The sequence below is a fragment of the Streptomyces sp. NPDC021562 genome, assembly GCF_040640875.1.
Lineage (GTDB): Bacteria > Actinomycetota > Actinomycetes > Streptomycetales > Streptomycetaceae > Streptomyces.
In genome coordinates this window covers 1-23,496 of the sequence record NZ_JBFACN010000044.1, presented here as the reverse complement: position 1 = coordinate 23,496, position 23,496 = coordinate 1, and the positions used below count along the sequence as shown (strand labels likewise).

Genomic DNA, 23,496 nt, shown 5'->3' with positions numbered 1-23,496 from the left:
CACCCCACAGGTGAAAGGACCCGTCGTGCCCTCCGCTTCCGCTCGTCGGATGACCCCGGCGCGCACCCTTGCCTTTGCGGTCGCCGCCAGCCTGGCCGTCGGCAATCTCTACTGGGCCCAGCCCTTGATCGAGACCATCGCCGCGTCCCTCGGCGTCTCGTCGTCCAGCGCCGCGACCCTGGTGACCGTCACCCAGGTCGGATACGCACTCGGCATCTTTCTCCTCGTCCCGCTCGGCGATGTCCTCAACCGGCGCCGCCTGGTCCCCCTCGTCCTGGCCTTGTCCGCCGTGATGCTCCTCGGCGCCGCCCTGGCCCCGACGTTCGCGGTGCTCCTCGCGGCACTCGGCGGCGTCGGCCTGACGACCGTCGGTGCACAGCTGCTGACCCCGCTGGCCAGCGAACTCGCCGAACCCGAACGGCGCGGGCAGGTCGTCGGTGCCGTGGCATCCGGCTCCCTGATCGGCATCCTGCTCTCGCGCACGATCAGCGGCGTCGTCGCCGACCTCCTCGGCTGGAGGGCCATCTACGGCATCGCCGCCGCGGCGGCGATCACCCTCGCCGCCGTGCTCCGCGCGGCTATCCCGCCCCTCGAACCCCGCGAACCCGTCCCCTACCCGCGCCTGCTGGGATCGGTCTTCACCACCCTGGCCCGCCATCGCGCAGCGCCACCGACCCTGCTGCTGTCCGCCGTGACCTTCGCGGTGTTCTCGCTGTTCTGGACGTCGACGACCTACCTGCTGACGGCCGCGCCGTTCTCCTACTCGACCAGCCAGATCGGCCTGCTGGGCCTGGCCGGCCTGGCCGGCGCCCTCGCCGCACGTCGGGCGGGCGCACTGCACGACCGCGGCTGGTCCGTACCCGCCACCGGCGCCGCACTGGCTCTGCTGGGGTTGTCCCTGGTAGCCGCCTGGGCCGCACGTGGTTCGATCGTCGGGCTGATCCTTGCTGTCATCGCGCTCGACGTCGCCACTCAAAGCGTGCTCGTACTGAGTCAGACCCGGCTGTTCGCCCTGCCCGGTTCCGCGCACAGCCGCCTGAACACAAGTCTGGTCGTCAGCAACTTCCTCGGCGGCGCCGTTGGATCGGCCGCCGCCGGCCCCCTCTGGGCGCTCGGCCGCTGGACGGCGACCATGACTGTCGCTCTGACGGTCACCCTCGCCGGCCTCACCATCTGGGCCACCGGCCGCAGCCGCCTCGCCGACAGGAGTTCCCTGGCGGCCACGCGGGACCAGGACGCGGCCCGAGCACAGGCTGACACCAAGAGCTGACACCAGACACCGTCCGTCCAGCCTCCCGCTCCGCCGCCATAACCCTCCGTACACTGCCGGGCGGCCACCCGGCACGCCGATGCTCCGGCACGAGGGGGTTACTGCTGTTACCCCTAAAGAGCGTGCCTGTCAGCGGGACGCGGGAGCTGATTTCGTGGATACCGGCGGCTCTGAGACCTCTCCGCTCGCACATTGTCTGCCGTTGCCGCCCGGCGGTCCTGCTGCCTCTCCGCCGGCCGGCCGCCTCACGTAACAGGGCGGAACGAGTGCGGAGTTGCTTCCTCACGGGAAGGCCGGTCCTTCCCGCCCGGCATCCGGCACCTCGATCCCTGAAATTTGAAAGGAATGGCATGCGTACGACGACACTGGGCCCTGGCGGTCCCGAGGTGGGCGTGATCGGCCTGGGCTGCATGGGCATGAGCTACGCCTACGACATGTCGGCGGCCCGAGACGAGGACACGTACGTCTCGGTGATCCGCGAGGCGCTGGATGTCGGCATGACCCTGATCGACACCGCGGATGTGTACGGACCGTTCACCAACGAGGAACTGGTCGGCCGGGCCTTGTCCGGGGGCCACCGCGACAGTGCGGTCCTGGCCACGAAGGTCGGCGCCCTGTCCCGCGACGAGCAGGGCAAGCCGATCCGTGCCGAGAACGGCCGCCCGGAGCACATCCGCCGCTCCATCGACGAGAGCCTGCAGCGCCTGGGCACTGACCACGTCGACCTCTACCAGCTGCACCGGGTCGACGCCCAGGTGCCGATCGAGGAAAGCGTCGGCGCCCTGGCCGAGACGGTCGCCGCCGGCAAGGCCCGCGCGATCGGCCTGTCCGAGGTGGACGTCGACCAGATCAAACGCGCCCAGACGGTGCACCCGATCGCCACCGTGCAGAACGAGCTGTCGCTGTGGACGAGGGACTGGATGCAGGACGTGCTGCCCTACTGCCAGGAACAGAACATCGCCTTCCTGCCCTACTCACCCCTGGGCAGGGGCTTCCTCACCGGCCGCTTCACCTCGGTGGACGACCTGCCCCCAGACGACGTACGCCGCCGCATGCCGCGCTTCCAGGACTACGCCCTCCAGCAGAACCTCGCCCTCGTCGGCCGGGTGCGCGAGATCGCCGAACGCATCGACGCCACCCCAGCCCAGGTCGCCCTCGCCTGGGTCCTAGCCCAGGGCCGGTACGTCATCCCGATCCCCGGCACCAAGACCCCGAAGTACCTGCTCGACAACGCCGGCGCCGCCGACATCCAGCTCAGCGAAGCCGACCTGGCCGCACTGAACGCCCTGCCCGCTCCGGAAGGCGGCCGGGGCAACTGATCCCCCACACCCCACCCCGATCGAAAAGGAATGACCATGAAGATTGAAAACACGACGGTCAAGGGCGTGTTCATCGAGTACGCCCGCTCCGAAAGCAGCCCATCGGCTGAGCCGATCGTCTTCGTGCACGGCGGCGGCCAGGGCAGCTGGGTATGGGAGAACTACCTCCCCTTCTTCGCCGCCACCGGCCGCGACTGCTACGCCTTCAGCTGGTACAACCACCACCGCTCCCATGAGCTGCCGGACGAGCAGTTCGCTGCCCGCTCCATGGCCGAGACCGTGGAAGAACTCGAGATCGTGGTCGACCACATCGGCCAGGTCCCCGTCCTGGTGACGCACAGCATGGGCGCGCTCGTCGGCCAGAAGTACGCCGAGAAGCACCCCGTCGTCGCCGAGGTGCACATCACGCCCGCCATCTGCGCCGAAGTCGGTCTCCACCCGGAGCGGGAGCTCGATCTGTCGAAGCCGATCGAAGTCGGCTCTTTCGAGGACGAGTGGCCTCGTGTGCTCGCGGGGTGTTCGGAAGAGGATGCCCGCCGCTACTACGCCCTGCTGTCCAGGGAATCAGCCCTCGCCATCCAGGAGACCATCTCCACCTCCTTTAGCGTGGACCGCACCCGCATCGGCGGCCCGTCCCTGGTCATCGCGGCAGAAAACGACATCGTCGTCCCCGCCGAAGCAATCCGCCGCAGCGCCGCCTACTTCGGCTCCGACTACCTCTTCCTTCCCGGCCGCACCCACAACGTGCTCCTCGAACCCGGCTGGCGGGAAACGGCCCAGCGCATCCACACCTGGCTGGAACGCCAGACCTGGTAGAAGCCGGACGGCCTGCCTTCTGTGCCAGGCCGGCACCAGCTTCGCTGCCCCACCGGCTGCGGCCCGGCCGACATCCCCCCACCGTCAAAAAAGCGAAGGCTTCACCCATGACGATCAAGATGCCTCAGGTGGCCCTCAACAACGGCGTGCAGATGCCGATCCTCGGCTTCGGCGTCTACCAGATCCCCGAGGAGCAGACCCAGCAGGCGGTGGAGGCCGCGCTCGAAGCCGGCTACCGCCTCATCGACACCGCCGCCGGTTACGAGAACGAGCGCGCCGTAGGCCGGGCCATCGCCGCCAGCGGCGTCCCGCGCGACGAACTGTTCATCACCACCAAGCTGTGGGTCCAGGACTACGGCCAGGACAGCGCCAAGCGCGCCTTCGATCGCTCGCTCGACCGCCTCGGTCTCGACCACCTCGACCTCTATCTGATCCACCAGCCCTTCGGCGACTACTACGGATCGTGGCGGGCCATGGAGGACCTCAACCGGGACGGCCGCACCCGGGCGATCGGGGTCAGCAACTTCTACCCCGACCGGCTCGCCGACCTGATCAGCCACAACGAGATCGTCCCCGCGGTCAACCAGATCGAGACGCACGTCTTCTTCCAGCGCACCGACGACCAGGACTTGATGCGCAAGTACGGCGTCCAGCACGAGTCCTGGGGACCGCTCGCCCAGGGCGGCCAGGGCTTCTTCGACAACCCCGTGCTCGTCGACATCGCCCGCGCTCACGACAAGTCCGTCGCACAGATCGCACTGCGCTGGCTCGTCCAGCGCGAGATCGTCGTGATCCCGAAGTCCGTGCGGCCCGCACGCATGGCCGAAAACCTGGACGTCTTCGACTTCGAGCTGACCGCCGACGAGCTGGCCCGCATCGCCGGCCTGGACACCGGCCGGAGCCCCATCTTCGACCACCACGACCCGGAGAAGGTCGCGTGGCTCGGCGGGGTGCGGTTCGACACCTGATGCCGAACCGCGCCTCACTCACCCGATCACACATCCGCAGTCAGTTCCCCGGCCACCAGGCCGGCCGGGGCACCGCACGGCCCGAAGACACAGGGCATTGCCTTCTCGTCTTCCAGCCGCTTCCACAGAAAGCACCACCCATGCGCATTCGCTTCGCTCATGCAGCGGCAGTCCCCGCTCTGGCGGCTGTTCTCGTCACGGCCCCGTCCGCCTCCGCCGCCACCGGACAGGCCGCTACTCAGCCGGTCGTCACCCAAGTGAAGACGGCGGTCGCGTTCGACTTCGCCTCCGGCGACTCGCCTGAGAACATCAACGTCAACCCGGACCGGTCCCTGACGGTGTCCCTGCTGGGCGTGCCCGCGAACAAGCCGCCCAAGCTGGTGCGGATCACGCCCTCCGGGCAGCGCATTACCCTCGTCAACGGACATCTGGGTGATCAGATCACCGGCAATACCCGTGGCAGCGACGGAACCGTCTACTACAACGTGGACTCCGACGACACCGCCCGCAACGGCGTCTGGAAGCTGCCCCCGCACGGCCGTCCCGAGCGTCTGGCCGCCCTGCCTGACGGCCTGCCCAACGGCCTTGCCATCGACCCGGCCGGCCGTACCCTCTACGCCGCCGACAGCTACAACAGCACGGTGTGGGCCGTGCCCACCTCCGGCGGGCAGGCGAAGATCTGGCTGAACGGCCCGGCACTCGCAGCCGACCCCCACGGCTCCCTGCCCCTCGGCGTCAACGGCGTCCGCTTCCACAAGGGCGCCGTCTGGCTGAGCAACTACAGCCAGGGCAAGCTGCTCAGGATCCCGGTCACCGCCCACAGAACCCCCGGCCCCATCCACACCGTCGCCGACAACATCCCCGACTTCGACGACTTCGCCTTCCTCAACAACCACTCCGACATCGTCTTCGCCGCGCAGAACGACCCGACCGACCGGGTCACCGTCGTGCGCCCGAACGGGACCACCCAGGTCGCCCTCACCACCGGCGACGGCCTAGCCTCACCCACCACCACCGCCGTAAGCGGCGACAAGCTGTACATCGCCGATGCCGGGTTCAAGGCACCCCACGACGCGAAGCTGCAGAGCGCAACCATCAACCTCCACGCCCTCACCGGGCACCCCCGGCACCACTAAGCGGCCCGCAGAGGCTTCGGGGGCGGTGCCTCCGCCCCAGCCCAAGCCACCCACCTTCCGACCGGCACCGCGAACCGTCCAGGTCGTCCCGAGCCCGCCACGGACCTATCCCTCTCCGCGGCGCGAGCCGCACCACGACAAGGAGCACCATGGAGTACCGCAAGCTCGGCAACACCGGAACCGCCGTCTCCCGCATCGCGTTCGGAACCATGTACTTCGGCGTCCAAACGCCCGAGGACGAGGCGTTCGCGCTGCTGGACGCATTCGTGGACGCCGGCGGCAACCTGGTCGACACCTCCAACGTCTACGGCGGCGGAAGCAGCGAAGAAATCATCGGCCGCTGGTTCGCCAGCCGCCCCAGCGACGTCACCGACCGCGTCGTGCTGGCCACCAAGGGCCGCTACGGCACCGGCACCGACGTCAACAGCCTCGGCTCCACCCGCCGACAGCTGCGCCGCTCACTGGACGCCTCCCTGCGTCGCCTCGGACGCGATCACGTCGACCTGTACCAGATCCACGCCTGGGACCCCCTGACACCGATCGAGGAGACACTGTCGTTCCTCGACGATGCCGTACACTCCGGGAAGATCAACTACGTTGGCCTGTCCAACTTCACCGGCTGGCAGCTCCAGCTCGCCCTCTCCACGGCACAGCAAATGAGTACCCACGCCCCCGTGTCTCTCCAGCAGCAGTACAGCCTGCTGTCCCGGGAGAGCGAGTACGAGGTCATCCCCGCCGCCCTGCACAACCAGGTCTCCCTGCTGCCCTGGTCCCCCCTCGCCGGCGGCTTCCTCACCGGCAAGTACCAGCGCGGCACCACCCCCGATCCCGACACTCGCGCCGGCTCCAACGACGAGCTGTACCAGTGGGTCTCTGCTGAGTACGCCGCTTCGGACCGTAACTGGCACACCATCGACACGGTCGTCCACATCGCCCGCGAGATCGGCGCCACGCCGGGTCAGGTCGCTCTTGCCTGGGCAGCCGACCAGCCTGCCGTCGCCGCCCCTATCGTCGGCGCCCGCACCCTCACCCATCTGACCGACAACCTCGGCGCGGCCGAACTGCACCTCGACGCCGACACCACCGCGGCTCTCAACACGGTCAGCACACCCCAGCACGGCGGCTACCCCTACGGCGGCTTCGGTACCGCGCAACGCTCCCGCGACTTCCACGGCAGCAAGGCCCAGGCGAACCTCGTCGACGGCGGAAGCGACGCACCCCTCGGTCACGCATAGCTGAGGCAAAAACCGCCCCTCGCCTGCCTGCCGTATGGGGAATACCGCACCTTTCGAATAACAGCTCTTCACCAGTGGGCCGCCGACTTCGCCGGCCGCACCCCGGACTGCCTGCACACGGCGACGCTCTTCCCCGAGCCCGGTGTGGAGGCCTACGTGCGCGAGGCCGTCGAAGCGGGTGCCCGGGTGTTCAAGGCCCACGTCCAGGTCGGCGCGTACGACCCGGACGACGAACTCCTCGACGCGGCCTGGGCGCTGCTGGCCGACGCCGGGATCCCCGTGGTGATCCACTGCGGCTCGGGCCCCGCACCCGGCAAGCACACCGGCCCCGCGCCGATCGCACGGGTACTGGCGAGGCATCCGCGGCTGCGGCTGATCGTCGCGCACATGGGGATGCCCGAGTACGAGGAGTTCCTCGGCCTCGCCGAAAAGTACGAGGAGGTGCGCCTGGACACCACGATGGCGTTCACCGACTTCACCGAGCGGTTCATGCCCTTCCCGTCCCGCGCCCTGCCCAGGATCGCCGCCTTGGGCGACCGCGTCCTGCTCGGCTCCGACTTCCCCAACATCCCCTATCCCTACGTGCACCAGCTGCACGCGCTGGAGCGTCTGGACCTGGGGCCGCAGTGGCTGCGCGCGGTGTGCCACGGCAACGCGGCGCGCCTGTTCGGAGTGTGAGCGGGCGTCAGGTGCCCGGTCCGGCGGCACGCGGAACAGCCCTCGCGGAGCCCACGGGTCCGCCGTCACGACCCGACGAAGGTCACCGTCTCGGTCATGTCCGCCCGGTCCGTGCGCACCTGGGGCGCGCCTGCCCGCTCGAAGCCCACCGCGACCCCGCAGAGCAGCACGAGGCCGTCCGCGGCGCCGGTGAGTCGGCGGACCGTCCTGTGGTACATGGTCCACATCACCTGCGGGCAACTGTGCAACCCCTCCGCCCGCAACAGGAGCATGACCGTCTGCAGGTACATCCCGGCGTCCGCCCACTGCCCCGGACCCATCGTCCGGTCGAGGTAGCAGAACAGCACCACCGGCGCCCCGAACGCCCCCGAGTTCATCGCGGCGATCTTCACCGGCCGGTCGGGGTCGTGGCGTTCGATGCCGAGCGCCGCGTACCGCTGTGCGGCCGCGGCGGCGAAGCGGTCCCGGTACGGCGCGGCCAGGTCGGCGGGGTACATCGGGTACTCCCGCTCGTCACCCGGGTCACCCGCCAGCGCCCTGGCCGTGGCCCGCCGCTTCAGCTCGGCCAGCGGCTCGCCGGACACCACGTACACCCGCCAGGGCTGGAGGTTCCCGCTCGACGGTGCCCGCGCCGCCCCCGCCAGCACCCGTTCGAGCACCTCCCGGGGCACCGGCCGGTCACTGAACGCCCGTACCGCCCGACGGCTGTCCACCGCCTCGTACACATCCACGCCGATCAGACCTTCCGGAGATGTAGCGGGCATCGACGGGACAAGGACCTCAAGGGAGTTCCGCGTCGATGAAGCTGCGCAGCACCGTGCGCAGGTGGTCCGGCATGTCGATCAGGTCGGGGCTGAGCAGCCATTGGACCTGGAGGCCGTCGATGAACGCGACCAGATCCGCCGCCAGCCGCGACGCGTCCACGTGCGGCCGCAGCAGCCCGCGCCGTGCCAGGTCGTCGACGGCCGACTGCATCTCGGCGCGGGTCCGTGCGTAGCGCTCGACGAAGTACGGGCGCGCCGGGTGGTCCGTCGCGGTGGCCTCGCTCGACAGCACCGCGAACAGGCTCACGATGAGGGGGTTGGCCTGGTTGTGCGCGACGAGCCTGAGCATGCCGGCGAAGTACGCCAGGCCGTCCTGGCTGAGCGCCCCCGACTCCAGGAAGTGCTCCCCGTCCTGGCGGTCGCGTTCCTCCAGCACCGCCGCCAGGAGCGACTCCTTGGTCGGGAAGTGGTGCAGCAGCCCCGCGCGCGAGACACCGCAGGCGGCGGCGAGCTGGACCATGCTCGCGTTGCGGTAGCCCACCTGCCCGAAGGCGGCGAGCGCGGCCTCGATGATCTGGGCGCGCCGGCGCTCCCCCTTGGGGTAGTTCCGTGGGGCCGCCCCCGGCCGCGTCGTCTCCCTTGCCATGGACGAGATGCTAACGACCCCTAGAAACCGTCAGCCCTGTCGGTATTCTGTTCCCGGCGGTCCGCCATGAGAGGAGTTCCCCTTGTCGACACCACAGTTGTCGGTTCAGCTCTACTCCGTACGCCAGGCCCTGGAAGCCGACGAAGACGCCACCCTCGGCCGTCTGGCCGCCCTGGGACTGACCACCGTCGAGGCCTTCGGCTTCGTGCACCGCGCCGGCGAACTCGCCGACGCACTCGCCCGGCACGGCCTGACCGCGCGGACCGGACACGCCGGTTTCCTGTCGCCCGACGGCGCCTCCGAGTCCGCCCTCGACGACACGTTCCGGGCCGCCCGGCGCCTGGGCGTGGAAATCCTCTTCGACCCGTTCGTGCCCGCCTCCCGGTGGGCCGACGAGGAGGAGATCGCCCGCACCGCAGCCCTGCTGAACGAGGCAGCGGAACGCGCCGCCGAGCACGGGCTGCGGGTCGGCTACCACAACCACTCCCAGGAGTTCGTGCACACCGTGGGCGGCGTCAACGCCTTCGACCGCTTCGCGGACCTCCTGAACCCCGAAGTCGCCCTGGAGATCGACCTGTTCTGGGCCGCGGCCGGCGGCAACGACGTCGTCGCCCTGCTCGGCCGACTGGGCTCCCGGGTGCGTGCCCTGCACATCAAGGACGGCCCCGTCATCGACGACCCGTTCACCTCGGGTGCACCCTTCGACCCCGCGGACACCCGCCAGGTGGCGGCGGGCCGGGGGCAGATCCCGCTGGCCGCCGCTTTGGACGCGGCTCCCCACGCCGAGTACGCCGTCATCGAGTTCGACCACTACGACGGCGACATCTTCGAGGGCATCGCGACGGGTGTCTCCTTCCTGAACGGAAAGGGCATCGCCTGATGACGGCACACCGTCCGGTCGGCGTCGGGATCATCGGCGCCGGCAACATCAGCGACCAGTACCTGACCAGCCTCACCCGCTTCCCCGACCTGCACGTGGCGGTCGTCGGCGACCTCGACACCACCCGCGCCGAGAGCCAGGCCCGCAAGTACGGCGTCGCGGAGTGGGGAACGGCGGCGGACGTCCTCGCACACCCGGACACGGAGATCATCGTCAACCTGACCGTGCCCGCAGCGCACGCCCAGGTGAGCTCGGCGATCCTCGCCGCCGGCCGGCACGTCTGGTCCGAGAAACCCATCGCGGTGGACCGGGCCGACGCCCGCGCCCTGCTCGACCAGGCGGCCGCCGCCGGCCTGCGGGTCGGAGTCGCCCCCGACACGATCCTCGGGCCCGGCCTCCAGACCGCCCTGCGGGCCGTCGCCCGCGGCGACATCGGCACCCCGCTGTCCGCGCAGACCGTCATGCAGTACGCGGGCCCCGACCACTGGCACCCGAACCCCGAGTTCCTGTTCGCCAAGGGCGCCGGCCCCCTCTTCGACATGGGGCCCTACTACCTCACCGCCCTCGTCTGCCTGTTCGGCTCGGTCTCCCGGGTCGCCGCGCTCGGCTCGACCGCCCGCACGGTCCGTACGGTGCGCAGCGGGGAGCGCGCGGGCACCGAGTTCACCGTCGACGTACCCACCCATGTCGCCGCGCTCACCCAGTTCCAGGACGGCGGCGTCGGCCAGAGCGTGTTCAGCTTCGACTCCCCGCTCACCCGCACCGGGTTCGTCGAGATCACCGGCTCCGAGGGCACACTGCTGCTGCCCGACCCCAACACCTTCGGCGGCGAGGTCAGGATCACGCGTGTGCCGCAGGGGGGCCGGGACCCGGAGTGGTCGACCGTCCCGCTCGTCGGGGTCGAGGGCGGCCGTGGCCTCGGTGTCCTGGACATGGCACGGGCGATCCGTGGGGGAGGGCCGCACATCGCCAGCGGGGACCTCGGGTACCACGTCCTCGACACCATGATGTCCATCGACGACGCCGTCACGTCCGGCGAGACGGTCCACCTCGACAGCGCGGCCCCCGAGATACCGCTCGTCCCCGAGGACCGCGACCCCTACGGAGCCACCCTGTGACCGAACCCGGGCCCACCGGCACCCCGTACCGCGCGGCCCCCTCCGATGCGGTTCGGCCGCGTCCGCTCCCCACCGCCCCCCTGCGCGCCGGATTCATCGGCGGTGGCTTCATGGCGGCCGTGCACACCCGGGCGAGCCGGGCCGCCGGCGCCCGGCCGGTCGCCCTCGCGAGTTCCACGCCGGAACGTGGAGAGCGGGCCGCGCGGGACCTCGGTGTGGAGCGCCCCGAGCCCGACGCCCGCAGCCTCACCGCGGCCGGCGACCTCGACATCGTGCACGTGTGCAGCCCCAACACCCTGCACACCGAGCACGCCCTGGCGGCGCTGGCCGCGGGCGCCCACGTCATCTGTGAGAAACCCCTGGCGACCACGGTGGCGGACGCCGAAGCACTGGTCCGCGCCGCCCGCGAGGCCGGCCGGGTCGCCGCGGTTCCCTTCGTGTACCGCTACCACCCGATGGCACGCCAGGCCCGCGCCCTCGTCGCGGACGGACGGCTCGGCACCGTCCTCACCCTGGACGCCGCCTACCTCCAGGACTGGCTCCTGGACCCCGGCGACACCAACTGGCGCGCCGACCCGCAGGCCGGCGGCGCCTCCCGGGCGTTCGCCGACATCGGCTCCCACCTGTGCGACCTGGTTGAGTTCGTCTCCGGACAACGCATCCACCGCCTCGCCGCCCGCACCCGCACCGTCTTCGGCAGGCGAGGCGGCACCGAGGTCACCAACGAGGACACCGCCGCGCTCCTCGTCGAACTGGCCGACGGAGCGCTCGGCACCCTGCTCGTCAGCCAACTCGCCCCCGGCCGTAAGAACAGCCTCACCCTCGAACTCCACGGCACCCGCCGCAGCGTGCGCTTCGAACAGGAACGCCCCGAGGAACTGTGGATCGGCAGCCGCGAAGGATCACAGCTCCTCCTGCGCGACCCCGCCACCGCGGCCCCCGACTCCGCCCGCCTGTCGGTGCTGCCGCCCGGACACGCCCTGGGCTACCAGGACGCCTTCACGGCGTTCGTCACCGACGTGCACAGCGCCGTACGGGGCGAACACCCCGATGGGCTGCCGACGTTCGCCGACGGACTGCGGGCCGCCCGCCTCACCGAGGCCGTACTGGCCTCCGCCGCCCGGCGCGGCGCCTGGATCGAGACCGCCCCCGAGACGGAGGACCCCGCATGACCGCAGCCACCCACCCCGTCACCCTCTTCACCGGACAGTGGGCCGACCTCCCCTTCGAGGACGTCGCCCGGCTCGCCGCCCAGTGGGGCTACGACGGACTGGAGATCGCCGCCTCGGGAGACCACCTGGACCTCCGGCGCGCCGACGAGGACGACGCCTACGCGGCCTCCCGCCTGGAGATCCTCGACCGGCACGGCCTCACGGTCCACGCCATCTCCAACCACCTCGCGGGCCAGGCGGTCTGCGACGCCCCCATCGACTTCAGGCACCAGGCCATCCTGCGCCCCTACGTATGGGGCGACGGCGACGCGGAAGGCGTCAGGCAGCGCGCCGCCGAGGACATGAAGCGGGCGGCGCGGGTGGCCCGCAAACTCGGCGCCGACACCGTCGTCGGCTTCACCGGCTCCGCCATCTGGCCCTACGTCGCCATGTTCCCGCCGGTCCCCGCCGCCGTCATCGACGCGGGCTACGAGGACTTCGCCACCCGCTGGAACCCGATCCTCGACGTGTTCGACGCGGAGGGGGTGCGCTTCGCCCACGAGGTCCACCCCGGCGAGATCGCCTACGACTACTGGACCAGCGTCCGCGCCCTGGAGGCGATCGGCCACCGCGAGGCCTTCGGCTTCAACTGGGACCCCAGCCACATGATGTGGCAGAACATCGACCCGGTCGGGTTCATCACCGACTTCAAGGACCGCATCTACCACGTCGACTGCAAGGACACCCGGCTGCGCCCGCGCAACGGCCGCGCCGGGGTCCTCGGCTCGCACCAGCCGTGGGGCGATCCCCGCCGGGGCTGGGACTTCGTCTCCACCGGCCACGGCGACGTCCCCTGGGAGGACGCCTTCCGCGCCCTGGAGTCCATCGGTTACACCGGTCCCGTCTCGATCGAATGGGAGGACGCCGGCATGGACCGCCTGCACGGCGCCGCCGAGGCGGTGACCTTCGTACGGTCGCTGCTGTGGCCCACCCCGAAGGCGTCCTTCGACGCGGCCTTCAGCAACCAGTGACGGCGCGGCGGACCTAGGACGAGGGCCCCGGGGGAGCGCCGGTGAGCAGGTGGTGTTCGTGGGCCTCGTAGCGGCTGCGTTCGCGGTCGGTGGCCCGCCGGCCGGACAGCACGGTGGTGAGCCAGCCGGCGAGGAAGCCCGCGGGTACGGAGACGAGGGCCGGTGTGTTGTACGGGAACCAGGCGAAGTCCGCCTCGGGGAAGGCGGACAGCGGTGTCCCGGAGACCAGGGTGGTGCCCGGGGTCAGCGCCAGGACGCTCAGGGAACCCACCACGAGGGTGGCGAGCAGCGCCCTGCGGGTGTAGCGGCGCCAGAAGAGGCTGTAGAGGAGCGCCGGGGCGATCGCGGACGCCCCGAGGGTGAAGGAGACCGTTGCCAGCGGCTGGAGGCTGCGGTGCTGGGCGAGGACGGCCAGCACGACGGTGGGGACCCCCACGAGCAGGGCGCTGCCCCGGGCGATGGCGAGTTCCCTGGGCGGTGCCGGGGGAGTGGCCCGGGACGCGGTCAGGTCGTGGGCGAGGGTGTTGGCGCAGGCGAGGGTCATGCTCGCGACCGAGGCGAGCAGGGTGAGGAAGACGGCGGTGGTGACGGTGGCGAACAGCAGGCTCTCCGGCCGTGACAGCGTCGTCCCGAACGCGGCGCGGGCGCCCAGCAGGTAGGCGGTCGTGCCGTGCGCGTCGGCCGCGGCGATGCGGTCGTGACCGACGAGTGCGGTCGCTCCGGTGCAGATCAGCGTGAGCATCAGGATGAACAGGGTCACCGAGGAGACCGCCCAGGACATCGCCCGGCGGACCTGGCGCGGGGTGCCCGCGGTGTACATCCGCATGGTGACATGGGGCAGGCAGGCACCGCCCAGCACCACGGCGCACTGGGTGCTGGCCATGTCGAGCGCGGGATGCGGACTGCTGGAGTACTGCAGGCCCCAGGTCAGATAGGCGGGCCCGGCCCCGCTGTTGCGGGCCGCCGCGTGGAACAGGGCCTGCGGCTGCCAGTGGAACATCCGCAGCAGCAGGAAGCTCACGACCAGCCCGGAGCCGAGCAGGGCCACGGTCTTGAAGATCTGGACCAGCGCGGTGCCGGGCATCCCGCCCAGCGCCGCGTAACTGATCATGAGGACGCCTGCCCCGGCCACGCACGCCTCCTTCATAGCCGGGTCGCCGAACCCGAGGACGTACGCCAGTAGTTCACCGACCCCGGCGAGCTGGACGACCATCATCGGCACGAGCGCGGCGAGCGTGACCAGACAGGCCGTCACGCGTACCGAGCGCGCCGGATGGCGGTGGGCCAGCGCGTCGCCCATGGTGTAACGGCCGGTGTTGTGCAGGGGTTCGGCCAGCAGGAACATCAGCAACAGCAGGGACAGCAGGGCGCTGAGGGCCAGGACGATCCCGTCGTAGCCGCACAGGGCGATGATCCCTCCGATGGTGAGGACGGTGGCGGCGGAGATGTAGTCACCGGCGACGGCCAGCCCGTTGCGCAGCGGCGACAGGGACCGGTAACCGGTGTAGAACTCGGCGAGGTCGTCCGCCTCCGGGCCGGTGAGCACGCACAGCAGCAGGGTGAGCGCGACGACCGAGCAGAACGCGACGAGGGACCAGGACTGGGCGGGACCGCTGAACCCGGTCACGGCGCCTGCTCCGGGTCCGGTGCGGGCACCTGTGCCTGGCGGCGGGCCCGGCGCGCGAGGGGATCGACGAACCTGCGGGCCGCCGCTTCGTAGAGGAGGACGGCCAGCCAGGTGACGGGGATCTGCGCCAGGGCCAGGAGCAGTCCGGTCGGCAGGTCGCCGGGGCCGGGACGGGCCATCAGGGACGGGGCCTTGACGGTCAGGGTGAGGAAGACGACGAAGTATCCCAGTGCGGTGAGGGTCGCCACCCGCCGGTGCCACCGGTACGCACGCCGCAGCAGGCGCAGGGTGCGGTGGGCGCCGGAGCGCGGACTGCGCGCGAGGACGCCGACCGGATCCCGACCGTTCGACCAACTGGGGAGCGGGCGGTCGTACGAGGACTGGGCCGCGGGTAACTCGGGTACGTCGTGAGACATTCAGGCACCTCCTGCTGGGGGCCGGGGTCCGGTGTGCGACGGACCGCGTGCGGGGGACAGGGTGGCGCCGGTCGTCCGGGACGCGGCATCGCGCGCGTCGACGTGGGGTGAGCAGGGCGCCATGGTCCCCGGCGCGGGCCCGGTCCGCCAGAGGTACGACCCGGCTCGCGGCGGGCGATCCACAGCACGCGGACCTGACCGTGGGATCTTCGGCACGAGGTGATGAAGCATTACGGGAGCGCGGGGTGGCGCGAATCATTCGGAAAGTGCGCCGTCGCACACCTGGGGAACCCGGGCATCCGGGCACCCACCGGTCCGCGTCCGCAGGGCGATTCTTGATCCATGCTTTACGCGCCACGCGGAACCCGGACCGGGGCTGACGGAGTCCCACAGACAGTGGGGGCCTTCGGGACCGTAGAGCGAAAAGAGCGTGAAGAGTGAGGCAGGGCGTGGGACGGCGCACGGGCAGCATAGGAATCGCACTCGGCACAGTCGCGATGCTGGTGGGCGTGAGCGCCTGCGGCGGGGGCAGCAGCGACAAGGCGGGCGGACAGGACGCGAAGGCGTCGCAGAAGCCGAGCGCGAGCGCGTCGCCCTCACCCACGAAGCCGGCGGGACCGCCGATGCTGCTGGAGACGATCACTCCGCAGACCGGCACCACGGTCGGCGTGGCCATGCCGATCTCGGTGATCTTCACGAACCCGGTGGCGGAGAAGGCGCGGGCGACCGTCGAGAAGCACATGAAGGTGAGCGCCTCGCAGGCGGTGGAGGGCGCCTGGCACTGGATGGGCGACCGGCGTGCCGACTGGCGGCCGAAGACCTACTGGCCGTCCGGCACGAAGGTGCGCATCGACGCCGACATGACGGGCGTCAGCAACGGCAACGGGCGCTACGGCGTGCACAGCTACACGCACACCTTCACGATCGGCGACGACGTCCGTGCCGACGTCTCGGTGACCGGCCACACCATGAAGGTGACCCGCAACGGCCGCACGCTGCGCACCCTGTCGATCAATGCGGGCAGCGCCCAGTACCCGACGTGGGACGGCACGATGGCCGTCATCGACAAGCAGGAGAAGGTCCACATGACCTCCTGCAGCGTCGGCATCAGCTGTGACAAGGGCAGCCCCAACTACTACGACCTGACGCTGCCCTGGGACGTCCACCTGACGCAGTCCGGCACCTACGTGCACTACTCGACCGGCGACCCCTACCCGGGCAGCGGCAGCGCACGCGGCTCGCACGGCTGCGTCCACCTGTCCATGTCGGACGCCAAGTGGTTCTACAGCCAGGTCAAGCAGGGCGACCCCGTCACGATCACCGGCTCCCCCCGCGGCAAGGCCCCCGCCGACAACGGCTACGCCGACTTCAACGTGGACTGGTCCCAGTGGCTCGCGGGCAGCGCCTCCGGCGCCGGGACCACCGCGACCCTGTGACGCGCCGAGCAGGCGCCGGCACCGCCCGGCCGCCCCGCTGACACACCGGAACACCGCCGGGGCGGACCCGCCACCACACACGGCCCCGCCCCGTCCGCCTGCGCCCCGCCGCCCCACACCGTCGCGCTGCCCGGCTCGCGCTGCTGGGCCGGCGGGGCCGCGTCGTGCCCGTCGGGTGCCGTCGGCCGGTGTGCGGGTCGTGGTGCACGGCGCGCACCCGGCACCCGTTCGGCGTAGCGTGTGGGGGCGTGGCGGTTCGCCGGGCGCGCGCGGTCGCGGACGCGTGCCGGGTCGCCGGCCCGTGTCCTGCACCCCGAGGAGTCAGGAGCGCACCATGGCTACACCTGTCCGTCGGCGCGCGGGCGGCCGCTCCGCCGCCCGGCTGCGGCGTACCGCCGTCGGTCTCGCCACCACCCTGCTCGCCACCGGCGCGTGCACCGTGCCGGCCGCGGGCGAGGCCGCCCACCGCGTGCCCGACGCGGGTCACGGGGCCCCGGCCGGGGCGGTCGCGTCGCAGGCGACGGCCACGGCGGCCACCAGTTGCGTCGACAAGGTCTACGCGGGCATGACCGACGCGCAGCGGGTCGGCCAGCTCTTCATGGGCGGCGTCGCCGCCAACGCCCCGAGCGCCACGGACCTGCGCACCCTGCGCACCTACCACGTGGGCTCGGTCATGCTGACCGGCCGCAGCTCCGCCGGCACCGCGGCCACGAAGAAGATCGTCGACGGCATCCGCAAGCAGGCGGACACGGTCGGCGGCCACCAGGTCGGGATGATCGTGTCGACCGATCAGGAGGGCGGCCAGGTCCAGGTGCTCAACGGCCCCGGCTTCTCCGTCATCCCCAGCGCCCTGACCCAGGGCACGTGGAGCACCACGACGCTGCGCGCCCGCGCCACCACCTGGGCCAAGCAGCTCAAGGCGGCGGGGCTCGATCTGGTCCTCGCGCCGGTCGCCGACGTGGTGCCGGCCTCCCTCGGGACGCGCAACGCCCCCATCGGCCGCTATCACCGCGAATTCGGTCACACCCCCGCCGTCGTCACCTCGCACAGCGGCGCCTTCGCCACGGGCTTCCGGGACGCCGGCGTCATGACCACCTTCAAGCACTTCCCCGGGCTGGGCCAGGTCATCGGCAACACCGACACCACGGCGAACGTCGTCGACTCGGTCACCACGACCTCCAGCGCGAGCCTCGCGCCGTTCCGCAGCGGGATCGCGGCCGGTGCGCCGTTCGTGATGATCTCCTCGGCGAAGTACACCAAGATCGATCCGGCGCACCTGGCCGTCTTCTCCCCGACCGTCATCGACAAGCTCCTGCGCAGCCAGTTCGGCTTCAAGGGCGTCGTCATCTCCGACGACATCGGCCAGGCCGTCGCGGTACGCGCGTACCCCGCAGGGCAGCGCGCGGTGGACTTCGTCTCCGCGGGCGGCGACATGGTCCTCACCGTGAAGCCGTCGACCGTCCCGGCGATGGCGCAGGCGGTGCAGTCCCGGATGGCGACGGACGCCGCCTTCCGCGCCAAGGTCGCCGCCTCGGTGCACCGCATCCTGACGGCCAAGGCGAACGCGGGACGGCTCAGCTGCGGCTGAGCACCGGGAACGTCCCCGGTCAGCGCCGGCCGCCGTACCTCCAGCCCGTGCCGATGCCCGCGACGTGCAGGGCCAGGGCCGTCAGTCCCAGCAGCATCACGTTGGTGGACGTGAACACGTCGTTGGTGCCGATGTTCGCCGCGTTGATCAGGAAGGCGATGAAGAACAGGGCCGCCCCCACCAGACCGAGCATGATCAGTCTCCTCTCAGTAGCCTGCACCCCGTCTGCCCGCACATCACCTTCACAAGCCAGGCACCCCCGGACCGGGGTGACAGGTCCGGGGGACCGGTGAAACCATGCAGGAGCCGAGGAAGGGTGGCGAGCCGTGGTGCCGGATGTCCGCGCGTCCCTGGGCGCGATGCTCTTCCGCCGGGTGGCGGGCCCCGACGGACCCGCGGTCCGCGCCCGCATCCACGAGACCCCCGGCCCGCGCTGGTTCACTCCCGGCCGTCCGATCCGTGTCGTGCACGGTGACGCGTCGATGTTCGTCGGCGGACTCGGCGCCCTCCTCCTGCAGTCCCTGCACCCCCTCGCGATGGCCGCCGTCGCCGCGCACTCCGGTTACCGCGGGGACCCCTGGGGCCGGCTGCAACGCACCAGCGCGTTCCTCGCGGTGACCACCTACGGCGTGGCCGACGACGCCCAGGCCGCGGTCGACCAGGTCCGCGGCATCCACGAGAAGGTCCGCGGGAGCACGCCGCAGGGGGAGCCGTACCACGCGGCCGACCCCCGGCTGCTCGGCTGGGTGCACGCGGCCGAGACGGAGTGCTTCCTGCGCGCGCACGAGCGCTACGGCTCCGCCCCGCTGGACCCGGCCGGGTACGACGCCTACGTCGCCGACACCGCGCGGGTGGCGGAGGCACTCGGTGTGAACGATCCCCCGCGCGACCGCCACGCCCTGGCCGCGCGGCTGGCCGCCTACCGGCCCGAGCTCAGGGCCACCCCGGAGGCCCGTGCCGCGGCACGCTTCCTGCTCCTGGAACCGCCGCTGCCGCTGCCGGTCCGTCCGCTGTACGGCGTCCTGGCCGCCAACGCCGTGACGCTGCTGCCCTCGTGGGCGCGGACGCTGCTGCGGCTGCCGCGGCTCGCGGTCCTGGAGGACATCACGGTCCGCCCGGCCGGCCACCTGCTCACCCGCACCATCCGCTGGGCCATGACACCGCCCCCGGGCGCCGCCTGACGGAGCGCCACGGGCGGCATCCGGCCACACACCAGTCCACTCCCACCCCTTCGGCGCGGCGCGTCCGCCCGGACGGCCGACTGCCGCTGGCCGGATCGGCCGTCGTGTCAGGTTCCGTTCAAAGAGTTGTCCAAATGACGTACGGTGTTGGCCGGTTGTGATCAGGTCTCCCACGAAGGCTGAATCAAGGCCCTTTCGGGAGGTTCCGGTGTCAGCACCAACCCGCAAGAGACGATGGCTCACGATCTGTGCCATCACCGCTTCCGCCGCACTCGTCACGTCACCCGCGGGTGCCGCGTCCGGCGGCGGCAAGGCTCCTTTCGGAGCACGCGCCCTCGCCCGGCTCGCCGCCGAGCGCGCGCAGTCGGTCGGTACCGTCAGCCCCAAGGTCAAGGCCGAGGACGACGACGGCGGCAACGAAGCGGACGAGATCGCCGAGGGCGCCGACCAGTACGCCGAGGCCCGCACCTCACCCGGCATCGTCGCACCCGGCGCGTACGGCGCCGCGTGGAACGCCCTGACCGACCTGCCGAGCACCGGCGGCAGTTGGCGCAACATCACCGACCTGCCGTACAACTCCGACGACTCCCGCTACCGGGACATCGACTCCAACTCCAGTGGCGGCTCCGGCAACGTCACCGGCCGCATGGCCGCGATGGCCGCGGACGACGACGGTTACGTCTACGCGGGCAGCGCCGGCGGCGGCGTATGGCGGTCCGGGCGGGGCGGCGGCCACTGGAAGCCCATCAGCGACGACCTCCCGTCGCAGTCCACCGGCGCCCTCGCGCTCGACGGCGCGGGGCGGCTGTGGCTGGGCACCGGCGAGGCGACCACCAACGCGGACGCCTACCTCGGCAGCGGCGTCTACGTCCTGTCCGACCCGCACCACGGCACCTTCTCCACCCGCGGCCGGGTCGGCGGCGACGAACTGGAGTCCACCACCATCCACGAGCTCCGCTTCGGCGGCGGCAAGGTGTGGGCGGCCACCAGCGAGGGGGTGTGGAGTCACTCCACGAAGACCCTCAAGGGCGCGTGGAAACTCGAGTTCGCCCCCAACCCGGACTACCTCCCGGGCGGTTCGCTGGCGAGCGACCCCTCGGCCGCGTACAAGAACATCGCCAACGACATCGCGATCGACCCCAAGGACCCCTCGAAGGTGATCCTCGCGGTCGGCTGGCGCAGCGGCGACGACTACAACGGCTTCTACACCAAGGGCGCCGACGGCACCTGGACCCGCATCAGCAGCGGCTTCGGAGACCTGCCGACCGACGCGGACAACGTCGGCAACGTCACCTTCGCCCGGTCCGCCGACGGCTCCCGCTACTACGCCATCGACGAGTCGCCGGAGCAGCTGAACACCAACCCGGACAGTGGTCTGGAGGGCATCTACAGCGCCGCCTCGCCGTTCGGTCCCTGGACGAGGATCGCCGACTACAAGGGCCTGGCCGCCGACGGCTCCGCGCTGACCTCCAGCGGCTACATGCCGGGCGTCCAGGCCTGGTACAACCAGTTCCTGGCCGTCGACCCGAGCGACCCGAAGCACGTGTACGCGGGGCTCGAGGAGGTCTACGAGACCAAGGACGGCGCCGCCACCTGGTCGACCGTCGGCCCCTACTGGAACTTCGGCTTCTCCTGCTGGTCCATCGACCCGTCCAAGCAGACCGGCGACTGCAACCAGACCACCCACTCCGACCAGCACGGCGTCGCCATCGGCCGCTACCACGGCAAGAGTTTCGTCTACGTCGGCAACGACGGCGGCGCCTACCGGCGCCCCCTCGACGGCACCCAGGACGCCTCCGGCCACGCCACCGACTGGACCTCCCTCAACGACGGCACCATCGACACCCTCCAGTACTACTCGGTCGGCATCGGCAAGGACCTGACCTACGGCGGCGTCTCCGTCACCGGCGGCCTCCAGGACAACGGCCAGTCCATCCTGCGCGGCCACGACACGGTGATGGGCTCCGACTTCGGCGGCGACGGCGGCGACACCCTCACCGACCCGGCCAACGGCTGCAACCTGGCGGAGGAGTACGTCTACCTCGCCATCCAGATCACCCAGAACTGCGCCGTGAACGACGGCAGCTGGACCACGGACGCCACCAGAGCCACGTCGTACAACGTCGCCCCGGCCGACAACGCCACCAGCGAGGCCCGCTTCATCGCCCCGCTCGCCGCGGACCTGAAGAACGCGTCGACGTGGATCGCCGGCGGCCGGCACATCTGGGTGCAGACCCACGGCTACGCCATCCGCAGCGGATCCGAGTGGAAGAGCGTGTACGACCTCGGCGCCGGGCGCACCGCGACCGCCGTCGCCGCCTCGGGCGGCAAGGTCTACGCGGCCTGGTGCGGCCCCTGCAACAACCAGGGCTTCGCCCGCGGCATCTCCGTCGGCAACGCGGACGGCACCGGCTGGCACGACATCACCCTGCCGGTGGACGGCACCGTACCGAACCGCTACCTCAGCGGCTTCGCCGTCGACCCGAAGGACGCCGACCACGTCTTCCTCGCCGTCAACGGCTTCTCCCGGCACTGGACGGAGGGTCCCGGCGCGGGCGTCGGCCACGTCTTCGAGTCCACCGACGGCGGCACCACCTGGAAGGACGTCTCCGCGAACCTCTCCGACGTGCCGACCAACTCGGCGATCGTCCTGCCGAACGGCGGCCTGGCCGTCGCCACCGACCTCGGCGTCGTCTACCGCGCCCCGGGCCGCACCCGGTGGCAGCGCGTCGGCAGCCTTCCGGCCGTCGCCGTGCTCCAGCTCAAGCTGAGCCCCGACGGGGGCACGCTGTACGCGGCCACGCACGGCCGCGGCATCTACACCGTCAAGGTGCGCGACTGTCGCTGACACCGGCCGTGAACGAGGGGTGGCCCCGGTCTTCCGGGGTCACCCCTCCCGCGCGTACGGGACGACGGTCACGTCGAGCGTGAACGCGACCCCTGCCGCACCCGCCACGTCCGGTGCCTTCGCCGACGCGATGACGGCGGCGCCGCCGCCGCGGGTGCCGGCGGACCGCAGCGAGGCACGGGCGGTGCCATCCGCGTCCACCCGCCATCCCGACACCACGACGAGGGCCGGCGCGGTACTGTGCACGCCCGTCCAGCGCCGGTCGTCCGTGCGGGGCCGCAGGACCAGGGAGACGACGGTGCCCGGCCGGACGCACAGCTGCCGCCGGACCGGGCCGCCCGCGGCGACCGAGACCTCTACTTGCCCCGCGACACACCCGGTGGCCGAAGGGCCCGCCGAACCGGAGGGAGCCGCCCGGGTCGGACTCGCGGACGGACTCGCGGACGGGGCCGGGGACGAGGACCTCGTCGGGAGACCTCCCGACGGCCTCGCGGAAGGGCTCCCGGACGGCCTCGCGGGGGGAGTTCCGGACGGACCGCTCCCCGCGCCCCCGCCACCGCCCGACGTGCTGCACGCGGCCAGGACGAGCACCGCGAACACCGCACTCCCTCCGGCCCACCACCGCATCCCGCACCTCCCTGTCGCTGCCCGTGCGCCCACGAGCATGCTCCGCGCCACGCCCCGTCCCGGGCAAGCCTCACAAGGCGCCGGAGTCCGTGGTCCGCCGGTCGTGTCCCGAGCCGGGGAGAGTCGTTCCTCAGAGCATGAAGAGGATCATCACTGCCGCCGCGCTCGCCCTGACCGGCGTGGCTCTCGCCGCCCCCGCCCACGCGGACGGTACCGCTCCCGGCCCGTCCCGCGACCTGGCCACCAAGGTCGCGGACGCGTTGCCCAAGGCCGCGGTGGCCGGTCTCGACGCGGCCGCCAGGTCCATGGCCGGCGGCCTGCGGGACACACCCCGTAGCAAATGAGCCCGAAACCGGGGCCGTCGGTACGCGGCGGCACCCGGGATGATTGTCTAGCCCTGGCCACTTCCACCCCGACCCGGCTCGGCCGCCAGGAGGACCCCGTCGTCATGAGCAGCGCCCACACCTACGAATACAAGGTCGTCACCTTCCGGGAGTCGCTGATCGGCGACGCGCTGGACAGCGACAAGCTGGAGAAGGTCCTCAACAAGCACGCCGAGGACGGCTGGGCGCTCAAGGCGATCACGTCCGCCGACGTGAAGGGCCGGATCGGCCCCGGCGCCGTGGAGGGCCTGCTGCTGACCTTCGAGCGTCCGCGCGCCTGACCGCCGTGGAGGTGCCGGCCCGGTCCGGGCCGGGGCGGGACGAGGCCGCGGCGGGGGCGGCGGCACGGGCGGCCGCGGCCCAGCCCGGCAGTGCGGC

22 protein-coding genes and 1 pseudogene are annotated in these 23,496 nt (G+C 71.5%); 17 read left to right on the top strand and 6 right to left on the bottom strand.

Annotated elements, in window-relative coordinates; all coding sequences use genetic code 11:
- The first annotated feature begins 49 nt into the window (after positions 1 to 49).
- The 7 genes and pseudogenes from AB0G52_RS38770 to AB0G52_RS38740 all read left to right on the top strand — a co-directional run.
- Positions 50 to 1,270, top strand: a complete 1,221-nt coding sequence (locus AB0G52_RS38770; RefSeq protein WP_132893345.1) for an MFS transporter — start codon at positions 50 to 52, stop codon at positions 1,268 to 1,270.
- A gap of 350 nt (positions 1,271 to 1,620) precedes the next feature.
- Entirely contained in the window at positions 1,621 to 2,589 is a 969-nt protein-coding gene (locus tag AB0G52_RS38765) for an aldo/keto reductase (RefSeq protein ID WP_132893347.1), read from the top strand.
- A gap of 36 nt (positions 2,590 to 2,625) precedes the next feature.
- A complete protein-coding gene (locus tag AB0G52_RS38760) occupies positions 2,626 to 3,405 on the top strand; it encodes an alpha/beta fold hydrolase (protein WP_132893349.1) in 780 nt (259 codons plus the stop codon).
- A gap of 119 nt (positions 3,406 to 3,524) precedes the next feature.
- Complete coding sequence (locus AB0G52_RS38755; RefSeq protein WP_132893470.1) at positions 3,525 to 4,373, top strand: aldo/keto reductase; 849 nt, start codon at positions 3,525 to 3,527, stop codon at positions 4,371 to 4,373.
- 140 nt (positions 4,374 to 4,513) lie between these two features.
- On the top strand, positions 4,514 to 5,509 hold the full coding sequence (locus AB0G52_RS38750; protein ID WP_132893351.1) for a hypothetical protein: 996 nt from the start codon (positions 4,514 to 4,516) through the stop codon (positions 5,507 to 5,509).
- Between the two features lie 149 nt (positions 5,510 to 5,658).
- Positions 5,659 to 6,744: an aldo/keto reductase gene (locus AB0G52_RS38745; RefSeq protein WP_132893353.1), complete on the top strand. Its 1,086-nt coding sequence runs from the start codon at positions 5,659 to 5,661 to the stop codon at positions 6,742 to 6,744.
- A gap of 66 nt (positions 6,745 to 6,810) precedes the next feature.
- Positions 6,811 to 7,422, top strand: a pseudogene (locus AB0G52_RS38740) (amidohydrolase family protein); the annotation flags it as partial.
- Positions 7,423 to 7,487: 65 nt separating this feature from the next.
- Here the strand turns inward: AB0G52_RS38740 and AB0G52_RS38735 are convergent.
- Together AB0G52_RS38735 and AB0G52_RS38730 are read right to left on the bottom strand one after the other, a co-directional pair.
- Positions 7,488 to 8,153, bottom strand: a complete 666-nt coding sequence (locus AB0G52_RS38735; RefSeq protein ID WP_361343648.1) for a nitroreductase — start codon at positions 8,151 to 8,153, stop codon at positions 7,488 to 7,490.
- A gap of 49 nt (positions 8,154 to 8,202) precedes the next feature.
- Positions 8,203 to 8,832, bottom strand: a complete 630-nt coding sequence (locus tag AB0G52_RS38730; RefSeq protein ID WP_132892669.1) for a TetR/AcrR family transcriptional regulator — start codon at positions 8,830 to 8,832, stop codon at positions 8,203 to 8,205.
- 82 nt (positions 8,833 to 8,914) lie between these two features.
- On the opposite strand from AB0G52_RS38730, the gene AB0G52_RS38725 reads away from it, so the two are divergent.
- Genes AB0G52_RS38725 through AB0G52_RS38710 form a run of 4 tightly spaced genes read left to right on the top strand, consistent with a single transcriptional unit; the run spans position 8,915 to position 13,012 of the window.
- On the top strand, positions 8,915 to 9,712 hold the full coding sequence (locus AB0G52_RS38725) for a TIM barrel protein (protein ID WP_132892667.1): 798 nt from the start codon (positions 8,915 to 8,917) through the stop codon (positions 9,710 to 9,712).
- Positions 9,712 to 10,830, top strand: coding sequence for a Gfo/Idh/MocA family oxidoreductase (locus tag AB0G52_RS38720; RefSeq protein ID WP_361343644.1), 1,119 nt, complete (start codon positions 9,712 to 9,714; stop codon positions 10,828 to 10,830). Before AB0G52_RS38725 ends, AB0G52_RS38720 begins: the two co-directional genes overlap by 1 nt.
- Positions 10,827 to 12,002, top strand: coding sequence for a Gfo/Idh/MocA family oxidoreductase (locus tag AB0G52_RS38715; protein ID WP_361343641.1), 1,176 nt, complete (start codon positions 10,827 to 10,829; stop codon positions 12,000 to 12,002). Before AB0G52_RS38720 ends, AB0G52_RS38715 begins: the two co-directional genes overlap by 4 nt.
- A complete protein-coding gene (locus tag AB0G52_RS38710; protein ID WP_361343638.1) occupies positions 11,999 to 13,012 on the top strand; it encodes a sugar phosphate isomerase/epimerase in 1,014 nt (337 codons plus the stop codon). The genes AB0G52_RS38715 and AB0G52_RS38710 overlap by 4 nt, the downstream gene beginning before the upstream one ends.
- 13 nt (positions 13,013 to 13,025) lie before the next feature.
- Here the strand turns inward: AB0G52_RS38710 and AB0G52_RS38705 are convergent, their stop codons facing one another.
- On the bottom strand, positions 13,026 to 14,639 hold the full coding sequence (locus AB0G52_RS38705; protein ID WP_132892661.1) for a cation acetate symporter: 1,614 nt from the start codon (positions 14,637 to 14,639) through the stop codon (positions 13,026 to 13,028).
- Positions 14,636 to 15,055: a DUF485 domain-containing protein gene (locus tag AB0G52_RS38700; protein ID WP_132892659.1), complete on the bottom strand. Its 420-nt coding sequence runs from the start codon at positions 15,053 to 15,055 to the stop codon at positions 14,636 to 14,638. The genes AB0G52_RS38705 and AB0G52_RS38700 overlap by 4 nt, the downstream gene beginning before the upstream one ends.
- Positions 15,056 to 15,552: 497 nt before the next feature.
- Between AB0G52_RS38700 and AB0G52_RS38695 the strand changes: the two genes are divergently transcribed.
- Positions 15,553 to 16,491, top strand: coding sequence for a L,D-transpeptidase (locus AB0G52_RS38695; RefSeq protein ID WP_132892857.1), 939 nt, complete (start codon positions 15,553 to 15,555; stop codon positions 16,489 to 16,491).
- A gap of 334 nt (positions 16,492 to 16,825) precedes the next feature.
- Entirely contained in the window at positions 16,826 to 18,079 is a 1,254-nt protein-coding gene (locus AB0G52_RS38690) for a glycoside hydrolase family 3 N-terminal domain-containing protein (protein ID WP_361343635.1), read from the top strand.
- A 19-nt stretch (positions 18,080 to 18,098) separates the two neighbouring features.
- On the opposite strand, the gene AB0G52_RS38685 is transcribed toward AB0G52_RS38690, so the two are convergent.
- A complete protein-coding gene (locus tag AB0G52_RS38685) occupies positions 18,099 to 18,272 on the bottom strand; it encodes a hypothetical protein (protein WP_165939525.1) in 174 nt (57 codons plus the stop codon).
- 166 nt (positions 18,273 to 18,438) lie between these two features.
- On the opposite strand from AB0G52_RS38685, the gene AB0G52_RS38680 reads away from it, so the two are divergent.
- Positions 18,439 to 19,260, top strand: a complete 822-nt coding sequence (locus AB0G52_RS38680; RefSeq protein ID WP_132892855.1) for an oxygenase MpaB family protein — start codon at positions 18,439 to 18,441, stop codon at positions 19,258 to 19,260.
- A 208-nt stretch (positions 19,261 to 19,468) separates the two neighbouring features.
- The gene (locus AB0G52_RS38675; protein WP_361343632.1) at positions 19,469 to 22,108 is read left to right on the top strand and encodes a glycosyl hydrolase; all 2,640 of its coding nucleotides are present in this window, start codon (positions 19,469 to 19,471) and stop codon (positions 22,106 to 22,108) included.
- A 39-nt stretch (positions 22,109 to 22,147) separates the two neighbouring features.
- On the opposite strand, the gene AB0G52_RS38670 is transcribed toward AB0G52_RS38675, so the two are convergent.
- Positions 22,148 to 22,354, bottom strand: coding sequence for an acetyl-CoA synthetase (locus AB0G52_RS38670; protein ID WP_361343629.1), 207 nt, complete (start codon positions 22,352 to 22,354; stop codon positions 22,148 to 22,150).
- Between the two features lie 518 nt (positions 22,355 to 22,872).
- Here AB0G52_RS38670 and AB0G52_RS38665 point away from each other — a divergent pair.
- Both AB0G52_RS38665 and AB0G52_RS38660 read left to right on the top strand, forming a co-directional pair.
- Positions 22,873 to 23,079, top strand: a complete 207-nt coding sequence (locus AB0G52_RS38665) for a hypothetical protein (protein WP_132892652.1) — start codon at positions 22,873 to 22,875, stop codon at positions 23,077 to 23,079.
- 104 nt (positions 23,080 to 23,183) lie between these two features.
- Entirely contained in the window at positions 23,184 to 23,399 is a 216-nt protein-coding gene (locus tag AB0G52_RS38660) for a DUF4177 domain-containing protein (RefSeq protein ID WP_132892651.1), read from the top strand.
- Positions 23,400 to 23,496 lie beyond the last annotated feature (97 nt).